This is a genomic window from Streptomyces sp. NPDC056948, from assembly GCF_042674225.1.
In the GTDB taxonomy this organism is placed as follows: domain Bacteria; phylum Actinomycetota; class Actinomycetes; order Streptomycetales; family Streptomycetaceae; genus Streptomyces; species Streptomyces purpurascens.
The window spans coordinates 20,819-30,834 of the sequence record NZ_JBHUQX010000056.1 but is presented as its reverse complement, the minus strand read 5'-3'; the positions used below and the strand labels follow the sequence as shown (position 1 = coordinate 30,834).

6 protein-coding genes are annotated in these 10,016 nt (G+C 71.1%); 5 read left to right on the top strand and 1 reads right to left on the bottom strand.

What is annotated here, in order from left to right; all coding sequences use genetic code 11:
- Nucleotides 1-70: 70 nt before the first annotated feature.
- Complete coding sequence (locus ACFTZL_RS10145) at nt 71-835, bottom strand: Rv3235 family protein (RefSeq protein ID WP_382580077.1); 765 nt, start codon at nt 833-835, stop codon at nt 71-73.
- Nucleotides 836-1,156: 321 nt separating this feature from the next.
- Here ACFTZL_RS10145 and ACFTZL_RS10140 point away from each other — a divergent pair, with 321 nt between their 5' ends.
- The 5 genes from ACFTZL_RS10140 to ACFTZL_RS10120 all read left to right on the top strand — a co-directional run bounded on the left by ACFTZL_RS10140 (nt 1,157) and on the right by ACFTZL_RS10120 (nt 9,867).
- Nucleotides 1,157-1,672, top strand: coding sequence for a DUF6912 family protein (locus tag ACFTZL_RS10140; RefSeq protein ID WP_382580076.1), 516 nt, complete (start codon nt 1,157-1,159; stop codon nt 1,670-1,672).
- A 73-nt stretch (nt 1,673-1,745) separates the two neighbouring features.
- Complete coding sequence (locus ACFTZL_RS10135; RefSeq protein WP_382580075.1) at nt 1,746-2,411, top strand: HAD family hydrolase; 666 nt, start codon at nt 1,746-1,748, stop codon at nt 2,409-2,411.
- A gap of 471 nt (nt 2,412-2,882) precedes the next feature.
- On the top strand, nt 2,883-7,844 hold the full coding sequence (locus tag ACFTZL_RS10130) for an NAD-glutamate dehydrogenase (RefSeq protein ID WP_382580074.1): 4,962 nt from the start codon (nt 2,883-2,885) through the stop codon (nt 7,842-7,844).
- A gap of 114 nt (nt 7,845-7,958) precedes the next feature.
- Nucleotides 7,959-8,417, top strand: coding sequence for a GtrA family protein (locus ACFTZL_RS10125; protein ID WP_382580073.1), 459 nt, complete (start codon nt 7,959-7,961; stop codon nt 8,415-8,417).
- A complete protein-coding gene (locus ACFTZL_RS10120) occupies nt 8,401-9,867 on the top strand; it encodes a hypothetical protein (protein ID WP_382580072.1) in 1,467 nt (488 codons plus the stop codon). Before ACFTZL_RS10125 ends, ACFTZL_RS10120 begins: the two co-directional genes overlap by 17 nt.
- Nucleotides 9,868-10,016: the final 149 nt, after the last annotated feature.

The window sequence follows — 10,016 nt, the reverse complement described above, 5'->3', positions numbered from 1 at the left end:
CCCGAGGGTGTCCGGCCCTTCGGCTTGGGGTGGCTCGGCCCGGCCTCCGCGTCCGAGGCCGGCGCGTCCCTCAGTCGGCCTCCGCGTGGGGCGGGCGGGGGCCGCCCAGTTCTACCGCCGTGCAGCGCCAGCGGAGGTCCTGGCCGAGCTCCAGGCGGAAGGCCATGGCGCGGAGCCGGTCGCCGGCGCCGATGCGGGCGAAGGCCTCGATGGCGCCGGCGCGGGGTTCGTACCAGCCGATGTCCCGGACGACGGGGCGGGCGCCGCGGGTGCGCAGGGGGCCGCGTTCGGCGAGCCAGGCCAGTTCGTCGTAGGCGCGGCCCCGGGTGTGGCGGAGCATCGAGTGGACGGGGCGGCGGCCGCTGAGGACGGCGAGCAGGAGGTCGGCGAAGAGGTCGGTGGGCAGGAGCGGCTGCGGGATCGGTCGGCGGGGGCTTTGGGCCGGGACGCGGGGCGTGGTGTCCGCGGGGGTGCCGGGCGTCGGTCGTGCCGCTGTGCGGGTGCCGGAGAGGGGCGCTGTGCGAGCGCCGGAGGGGGTCGGTGGGCGGGTGTCCGCCGGGCGGGTGCGAGAGGTCTCGGCGCGGCCGGCGGCCGGGGGACGGTCTCCGGCGGCCGTGGTGCGGGCGGGGCCTCCGCCGGGGGTGCGCGGAGGGGCTGCGGCGCCGGGGGTGCGTGTGGTGGTGCCTCCAGGGGTGCGTGACGCGGTGCCGCCAGGGGTGCGTGAGGTGGTGCCTCCAGGGGTGCGTGAGGTGGTGCCGCCGGGGCGGCGGGTGTCGCGGCGGGCCGGGGGGCGGCTCGCCGGGCGGTGCTGTGCCCTGGTCATGACCTTGTTCATGGGGGTCCCCGTTTCGTGGGCCGGTGGATACCGGTGAGTAACTTCGGGTTGGTGATCTTGTACGGGGTGGACGGGGGCAGGAGCAAGGGAGCGGGCCTCGGGCCGCGGGCGCCGGAAGGTTCACCTATCCGGGTGATCCGAGGGCTGAGGAGCCCGTCGGTGCCGGGGTGTGCCGGGTGAATTCCGGGCCCGGGGTGGACGCGTCCGGCGTCACGGGCCGGAACTCGATAGGGGACCCCCGCACGTATCCTGGAGGCCCTCCGGGGCCCTCCTGGGCTCCTGAGCCCTCCGACCATGAACCGACCACGAAAGCGGCCAGCCATGCGTGTCTACGTGCCCCTGACCCTCCCCGGCCTCGCCGAGGCGTACAAAACGGGTGAGCTGGGAGCCGGGCCGTTCGTGGCGTACGCCGTGACGCCCGCGCTGCGGGAGTGGTACGTCTCCGACGACATCGAGGAACTGGAGTACGCGGCGCTGAACCGGGCCGCGCTGGCCTCCTTGCGGCTGCTGGCGATCGAGCCGGGGGTGCCGCGGCGCCGGGTCGTGGTGGCCGTGGACGTGCCCGACCGGGCCGCGAGCGCCGATCCCGACCGGGGGCTCGATCAGGCTGGGCTGGGAGAGGTACGGGTCTCGGGTGCCGTGGCGCTGGCCAGGGCGGCGGCGGTGCATGTCGACGCGGATGACGCGGAGGCGGATGTGACGGCGGCTGCCGCGGCGCTGGGGGCGGCGGATGCCGGGGACGACGACGCGCAGTTCGTCGTGGACGGCGCGGAGGATCACGAGCTGCTGTGGTTCGCCACGCAGGAGATCCCGAACCTGGTGGGGCAGGGGGACTGAGCGGCCCGGGCGCCGGGGGCGCGTTGGGGCGCTGTTCTCTTGATTGTCAGTGGGGCCGGGTACGTTTTTGGGCATGGGGATGAAGACGGGCGCGCACATTGTCTGGGACTGGAACGGGACGCTGTTCCATGACATCGACGCGATCATCGGGGCGACGAACGCGGCGTTCGCCGAGCTGGGGCTGGAGTCGCTGACGCTGGAGAAGTACCGGGAGCTGTACTGCGTGCCGGTGCCGAAGTTCTACGAGCGGCTGATGGGGCGGCTGCCGACCGAGGCCGAGTGGGAGGCCATGGATGACATCTTCCACCGGTACTACGCCGAGCACCGGGGGACGTGCGGGCTGACGGTGGGGGCCGTGGAGCTGCTGTCGGGGTGGCGGTCGGCGGGGCGCAGCCAGTCGATTCTGAGCATGTATGTGCACGAGGAGCTTGTGCCGTTGGTGCGGGGGTTCGGGATCGAGCCGCACTTCATACGGGTGGACGGGCGGACCGGGCCCTCGGGGGGCAGCAAGGCCGAGCACATGGTGCGGCATCTCGCGTCACTGACGGGGGTGGAGCCGGGGCGGACCGTGGTGATCGGGGACGCGGCGGATGACGCGGTGGCCGCGCTGCATGTGGGCGCTCGGGCTGTGCTGTATACCGGCGGGTCGCACAGCCGGGTGAGTCTTGAGCAGGTTGGCGTGCCCGTGGTGGACACGCTGGAGGATGCCGTCGCGGAGGCCGAGCGGCTCGCGGCCTGACTGGAAGCCGTCGGCCGCAAAAGTGCGCAGTCAAGGAGACCGCACTGTGCAGAACGTCAAACTTCCAGGCCTGGTTTTGTACACATACGGCTCATGACGGGGCCCCTGTAAGGAGCGATAGCCTTGGTGGCGTGATCAGCGCGATAGTTCGCGGGGACGTCGTCGTCCCTGCCCTGCGCCCGGAGAGCACGGACCACATCCGTGACCGGGCGGCGGTCGCTGGTCTTCGCGGGCGGTACGGGGCATCGATGACTCCCGGGACGCCGAGCACCACCGGGCCCGAGGCATCGCAGAGAGCAGCGTCACACCCGTGGGGCAGCTCAAAATTGGCTCAGACACCCCCGCTCCTCTCGCCTGGCGGCATAGCGTCGGAACAGACCGGATACCCCGTGTCACGGCGTGACGTGGTCAGCGCAGAGACCGTACTTCCTTCTACGTCACGCAACGGCGCGCGACAGGAGCCAGAGGACAATGCAGACCAAGCTGGACGAAGCCAAGGCCGAGTTGCTCGAGAGGGCCGCCCGGGTTGCTGAGAACAGCCCGGTCGGGGGGCACCTACCGACCGGGTCGACGGGCGAGGAGACCCCAGACGCCCAGGAAGCCCCGGACCGCGAGTCCCTGATCTCGTTCCTCCAGCGTTACTACCTGCACACGGCCCCGGAGGACCTCGCCGACCGCGACCCGGTCGATGTCTTCGGAGCCGCCGTATCCCACTACCGGCTGGCCGAGAACCGCCCCCAGGGCACGGCCAACGTGCGGGTCCACACTCCCACCGTGGAGGAGAACGGGTGGACGTGCAGCCACTCCGTCGTCGAGGTCGTCACCGACGACATGCCCTTCCTCGTCGACTCCGTCACCAATGAGCTGACGCGGCAGGGGCGCGGGATCCACGTCGTCATCCACCCGCAGTTCGTGGTGCGGCGCGATGTGACCGGCAAGCTCATCGAGGTGCTGCCCACGCCCGCGACCGGCGCCGGCGACCTCCCGCACGACGCGCACGTGGAGTCCTGGATCCACGTGGAGACCGACCGCGAGACGGACCGGGCCGATCTGAAGCAGATCGCCGCCGACCTGCTGCGCGTGCTGTCCGACGCCCGTGAGGCCGTCGAGGACTGGAACAAGATGCGGGAGGCGGCGATCCGGCTGGCGGAGGGGCTGCCGGACGAGTCCATCCCCGGCGATCTGCCCGGACCGCAGGTCGAGGAGGCCCGCGAGCTGCTGCGCTGGCTGGCCGACGACCACTTCACGTTCCTCGGCTACCGCGAGTACCAGCTGCGCGACGACGACTCCCTGGCCGCCGTCCCCGGCACCGGGCTCGGCATACTGCGCGCGGACCCGCACCACGCCGCCGAGGAGAGCCACCCGGTCAGCCCGTCGTTCGAGCGGCTGCCCGCCGACGCCCGGGCCAAGGCGCGCGAGCACAAGCTGCTCGTCCTGACCAAGGCGAACAGCCGGGCGACCGTGCACCGGCCTTCGTACCTGGACTACATCGGGGTGAAGAAGTTCGACGCCGACGGCAATGTCGTCGGCGAGCGGCGCTTCCTCGGGCTGTTCTCCTCCGCCGCCTACACCGAGTCCGTGCGCCGCGTCCCCGTGATCCGGCGCAAGGTCGAGGACGTCCTGGAGCGCGCCGGGTTCTCGCCCAACAGCCACGACGGACGCGACCTGCTCCAGATCCTGGAGACGTACCCGCGCGACGAGCTCTTCCAGACCCCCGTCGACGAGCTGCGGTCCATCGTCACCTCCGTCCTCTACCTCCAGGAGCGCAGGCGGCTGAGGCTCTACCTGCGCCAGGACGAGTACGGGCGCTACTACTCCGCCCTCGTCTACCTCCCACGCGACCGCTACACCACGGCCGTGCGCCTCAGGATCATCGAGATCCTGAAGGAGGAACTGGGCGGCATCAGCGTCGACTTCACCGCCTGGAACACCGAGTCGATCCTCTCCCGGCTGCACTTCGTGGTCCGGGTCCCGCAGGGCACCGAGCTGCCGGAGCTGTCCGACTCCGACAAGGACCGCATCGAGGCCCGGCTGGTGGAGGCCGCCCGCTCCTGGGAGGACGCCTTCGCCGAGGCGCTCAACGCCGAGCTCGGCGAGGAGCGCGCGGCCGAACTGATGCGCCGGTACGCGCACGCCTTCCCCGAGGGCTACAAGGCTGACCACAACCCGCGCGCCGCGGTCGCCGACCTCGTCCACCTCGAAGCGCTGAACGCCGAGGAGGGCAAGGACTTCGCGCTCAGCCTGTACGAGCCGGTGGGCGCCGCCCCCGATGAGCGCCGCTTCAAGATCTACCGCACGGGCGACGCCATCTCCCTCTCGGCCGTGCTGCCGGTCCTCAACCGGCTGGGCGTCGAGGTCGTGGACGAGCGGCCGTACGACCTGCGCTGCCCGGACCGCAGCGTGGCCTGGATCTACGACTTCGGCATGCGCGTGCCGCGCTCGCAGAACGGCAGCGGGGACTACCTCGGCGACGACGCCCGCGAGCGCTTCCAGGACGCCTTCGCCGCCACCTGGACCGGCAAGGCGGAGAACGACGGCTTCAACTCCCTCGTGCTGAGCGCCGGCCTCACCTGGCGCCAGGCGATGGTGCTGCGGGCGTACGCGAAGTACCTGCGCCAGGCGGCTTCGACGTTCAGCCAGGACTACATGGAGGACACCCTCCGCAACAACGTCCACACCACCCGGCTGCTCGTCTCCCTGTTCGAGGCGCGGATGTCGCCGGACCGGCAGCGCGCGGGGCACGAGATCGTGGACGCGCTGCTGGAGGAGGTCGACGCGGCCCTCGACCAGGTGGCCTCGCTCGACGAGGACCGGATCCTCAGGTCGTTCCTCACGGTCATCAAGGCGACGCTGCGGACGAACTTCTTCCAGGAGGCGGCGGGCGGCAAGCCGCACGACTACGTCTCCATGAAGTTCGACCCGCAGGCCATCCCCGACCTCCCGGCGCCGCGTCCGGCGTTCGAGATCTGGGTGTACTCGCCGCGGGTCGAGGGCGTGCACCTCAGGTTCGGCAAGGTCGCGCGCGGTGGTCTGCGCTGGTCCGACCGGCGTGAGGACTTCCGCACCGAGATCCTCGGCCTGGTCAAGGCGCAGATGGTGAAGAACACCGTCATCGTGCCCGTCGGCGCCAAGGGCGGCTTCGTCGCCAAGCAGCTTCCCGACCCGAGCGTCGACCGGGACGCGTGGCTGGCCGAGGGCGTCGCGAGCTACAAGACGTTCATCTCCGCGCTGCTCGACATCACCGACAACATGGTGGCCGGCGAGACCGTGCCCCCGGCGGACGTCGTCCGGCACGACGAGGAGGACACCTACCTCGTCGTCGCCGCCGACAAGGGCACGGCGACCTTCTCCGACATCGCCAACGGGGTCGCCGAGAACTACAACTTCTGGCTCGGCGACGCCTTCGCCTCCGGCGGCTCCGCCGGCTACGACCACAAGGGCATGGGCATCACCGCCCGCGGCGCCTGGGAGTCCGTCAAGCGGCACTTCCGGGAGCTGGGCGTGGACACCCAGACCGAGGACTTCACGGTCGTCGGCATCGGCGACATGTCCGGTGACGTGTTCGGCAACGGCATGCTGCTCTCCGAGCACATCCGGCTGGTGGCCGCCTTCGACCACCGGCACATCTTCATCGACCCGAACCCGGACGCCGCCACCTCCTACGCAGAGCGCCGCCGTCTGTTCGAGCTGCCCCGCTCGAGCTGGGAGGACTACAACAAGGAGCTGCTGTCGGCCGGCGGCGGCATCTTCCCGCGTACGGCCAAGGCGATCCCGGTCAACGCGCACATCCGCGAGGCCCTCGGCATCGAGGCCAAGGTCACCAAGCTGACCCCGGCCGACCTGATGAAGGCGATCTTCCAGGCGCGGGTGGACCTGCTGTGGAACGGCGGCATCGGCACGTACGTCAAGTCCTCGGCCGAGTCGAACGCGGACGTCGGTGACAAGGCCAACGACGCCATCCGCGTCGACGGCAAGGACCTGCGCGTCAAGGTCGTCGGCGAGGGCGGCAACCTGGGCCTGACCCAGCTCGGCCGGATCGAGTTCGCGCTGCACGGCGGCCGGATCAACACCGACGCCATCGACAACAGCGCGGGCGTGGACACCTCCGACCACGAGGTGAACATCAAGATCCTGCTCAACGGCCTGGTCGCGGACGGCGACATGACCGTCAAGCAGCGCAACAAGCTGCTCGCCGAGATGACCGACGAGGTCGGCCGCCTGGTGCTGCGCAACAACTACGCGCAGAACACGGCGATCGCCAACGCCCTCGCCCAGTCCGGCTCCATGCTCCACGCCCAGCAGCGCTTCATGAAGCACCTGGTCAGGGAGGGCCACCTCAACCGGGCGCTGGAGTTCCTGCCCGCCGACCGGCAGATCCGCGAGCGGCTCGCCCAGGGGCAGGGCCTGACCGGTCCGGAGACGGCCGTACTCATGGCGTACACGAAGATCACGGTCGCCGAGGAGCTGCTGCACACCTCGCTGCCGGACGACCCGTACCTGAGCACCCTGCTGCACGCGTACTTCCCGACCGAGCTGCGCGAGCAGTTCCCGGAGCACCTCGTCAGCCACCCGCTGCGCCGCGAGATCACCACGACCGTCCTGGTCAACGACACGGTCAACACGGGCGGTACGACGTATCTGCACCGTCTGCGGGAGGAGACCGGGGCGTCGCTGGAGGAGATCGTGCGGGCGCAGACCGCGGCCCGGGCGATCTTCCGCCAGTCCCCGGTGTGGGACGGGGTCGAGGCGCTCGACAACAGGGTCGAGGCCGACGTCCAGACCCGCATCCGCCTGCACTCGCGCCGTCTGGTGGAGCGGGGCACGCGCTGGCTGCTCAACAACCGGCCGCAGCCGCTGGACCTCGCCGAGACGGTCGACTTCTTCGCCGACCGGGTCGAGCAGGTCTGGGGGCAGCTGCCGAATCTGCTGCGCGGCGCCGACCTGGAGTGGTACCAGAAGATCTTCGACGAGCTGACGGGCGTCGGCGTCCCGGACGAACTCGCCACCCGGGTGGCCGGTTTCTCCTCGGCCTTCCCGACGATCGACATCGTCTCGGTCGCGGACCGCATGGACCGGGAGCCGCTGGACGTCGCCGAGGTCTACTACGACCTCGCCGACCGGCTGCGCATCACCCAGCTCATGGACCGCATCTCCGAGCTGCCCCGTGCCGACCGCTGGCAGTCCATGGCCCGCGCGGCGATCCGCGAGGACCTGTACGCGGCGCACGCGGCGCTGACCGCCGACGTCCTGGCAGTGGGCAACGGCACCTCGACGCCCGAGCAGCGCTACAAGGCGTGGGAGCAGAAGAACGCGGCGATCCTCGGCCGGGCCCGCACCACGCTGGAGGAGATCCAGGGCTCCGACGCGTTCGACCTCGCCAACCTGTCGGTGGCGATGCGCACGATGAGGACGCTGCTGCGGACGCATTCGTAGGGCGTAGGGCCTCTTGGGCGCCCCGGGCCGCTGTCGGCTCGGGGCGCCTTCTTCTTGGCGAGCCTTAGGGCGGTTCAAGTGGAGGACTTACCGTTTCCGGCTAAGGCTTGTGCCGTGACGGTGAACCTCTCCGCGGAGCGAATGGCCGCTCCCGCCCTGCCGGTCAGACGCCTCGTTCTCGAAGTGCTGAACTTCGCGCTGGTCGGCGGGAGCGGTGTCGCGGTGAACTTCCTGGTGTTCAACGTGCTCCTGCACGGGCTGCACTGGGCCGCCATGGTCGCGACCGTGCTGGCCAGCCTGATCGCCATGGGCGGCAACTACCTCGGATTCCGGTACGTCACGTACCGCGACAGGGCGTCCCGTACGCGGCGCCAGATCGCGCTGTTCTTCGGCTTCAGCGGAATCGGCGTCGCCCTGGAGAGCGGGCTGTTCTACGCCGGATACCACGGCCTCGGCCTGGCCGGTCCCCTCGAGTCGAACGCGGTCAAGGCGGCCTCCATCGTTCTGGCCTCCGCCTTCCGCTTCCTCGTCTACCGCACCTGGGTGTTCCCGCACGATGCGCGCCGCGCTTAGACCGGCCCTCGCCGCGCAGGCCGCCGCCGCGGTGGTCGTCGGGCTGCTGCTCCTCGTGATCGTCCGGCTGCCCTGGGCCGGGGATCTCGGTGTGCACGCGGCGACCGTCCAGCGCCTGCGGCACAACCTCCTCGACCCCGGCAATCCGCTCGTCGACGCGGACACGCCGAGTCCGTACTACTCGCCCTGGATGCTGGTGCTCGGCTGCGTCGCACGGGTGGGCGATCTGTCGGTCTTCTGGGTGCTGCGGATCGGGGCGCTGGTCGGGCTCGGGCTGCTGGTGACAGGGGTGTGGCGGTATGTGCGGACGCTGAGCGCCCGTCGTGCCGCGCCCGCCCTGGCCGTGCTGAGCCTGCTGTTCCTGTGGGGCACGGTGCTCTTCAACTGGAGCGGCTTCTACGGTCTCAACTCGCTCGCGCTGACGGTGTCGTATCCGAGTGCCTTCGCGCTGGGGCTGGCGTTTCACCTCTGGGCCTGGCTGGGGCGGGCCGTGCGGGAGGACGGGGGGTGGGGGGTGTGGCTCGGGCTGGGGGTGCTGTGGGCGGTGATCCTGCTGTGCCATCAGTTCTCGGGGGTGGTGGCCTCGCTGGGGGCGGTCGCGACGGTGGTCGCCGCGCGGCCGGGGCGGGCGGTGTGGGGGCGGCTGGCGTGTGGGGTGGTGCTGGGGCTCGTGGTGCTGCTGGTGTGGCCGTACTACGACTTCTTCGCGCTGGTCGGGGCGTGGGGCGGGCTGGAGTCGGTGCATCGGCCTCTGTACGAGGACCTGGTCGGGCGGTACTGGCTGGTGCTGCTCGGGGTGGTGGCCCTGGGGGTGCGGTGGTGGCGGGATCGGTGGGATCCGCTGGTGCTGTTCTTCGTGCTGGGGTTCGTCGTGGTGGCGGTGGGTGGGGTGAGCGGGCAGTACGCGTGGGGGAGGGCGTTGCCGGCGGTGTTGATTCCGGCGCAGGTCGCGGCCGCGGTGGAGGTGGGGGAGGCCGGGCGGCGCGCCGTGCGGGTGGGGTGGGCGTGTGTGCTGGGGGTGGCGCTGGCTGTGGGGGCGTGGACGCAGGTGGGGACGGTGGGGTACGTGGTGAAGCCGGGGGAGCTGCCGGCGGCTGTCGCGGAGAAGTACCGGGAGCCGTGGGTGGGGTACCAGTGGATGACGCGGTGGGTGGAGTACGGGGATGTGGTGATGGCTCGGGAGGGGCGGCCGAGTGCGCAGATCCCGGCGTACGGGGCGTACACCGTGGCGCCTGGGTATCCCGACTTCTTCCTGCCGGATGAGGGGCGGCGGGAGGAGGCGGTGCGGAGGTATTTCGGGGGTGGGGTGTCGGAGGGGGAGCGGGGGGCGATTCTGCGGGAGTACGGGGTGCGGTGGGTGATGACTACGGGGGCGGATCGGTCTGGGGTGGGGTTGCGGGAGGTGGGGCGGGGGCCTGGGGGGCAGGTGTTGTACGAGGTGGTGCGGTGACGTTGCGCGGGCTGTTCTCACTCGTATTGAGGTGCCCGGGGCGATGGTGCTGGGGGCGGGTGGGTCCGCAGCCCGGCGGTGCGGGGTGCCGCTGCGCCCACCCGTGCCGCCCTTAGCGGCACGATTGCCCGCAGCTCAGCGGGAACGGG

Bases quoted from the DNA above. Each gene is read 5' to 3' on its own strand.
- ACFTZL_RS10145 (WP_382580077.1), bottom strand. From the start codon at position 835: ATGAACAAGGTCATGACCAGGGCACAGCACCGCCCGGCGAGCCGCCCC.
- ACFTZL_RS10140 (WP_382580076.1), top strand. From the start codon at position 1,157: ATGCGTGTCTACGTGCCCCTGACCCTCCCCGGCCTCGCCGAGGCGTAC.
- ACFTZL_RS10135 (WP_382580075.1), top strand. From the start codon at position 1,746: ATGGGGATGAAGACGGGCGCGCACATTGTCTGGGACTGGAACGGGACG.
- ACFTZL_RS10130 (WP_382580074.1), top strand. From the start codon at position 2,883: ATGCAGACCAAGCTGGACGAAGCCAAGGCCGAGTTGCTCGAGAGGGCC.
- ACFTZL_RS10120 (WP_382580072.1), top strand. From the start codon at position 8,401: ATGCGCGCCGCGCTTAGACCGGCCCTCGCCGCGCAGGCCGCCGCCGCG.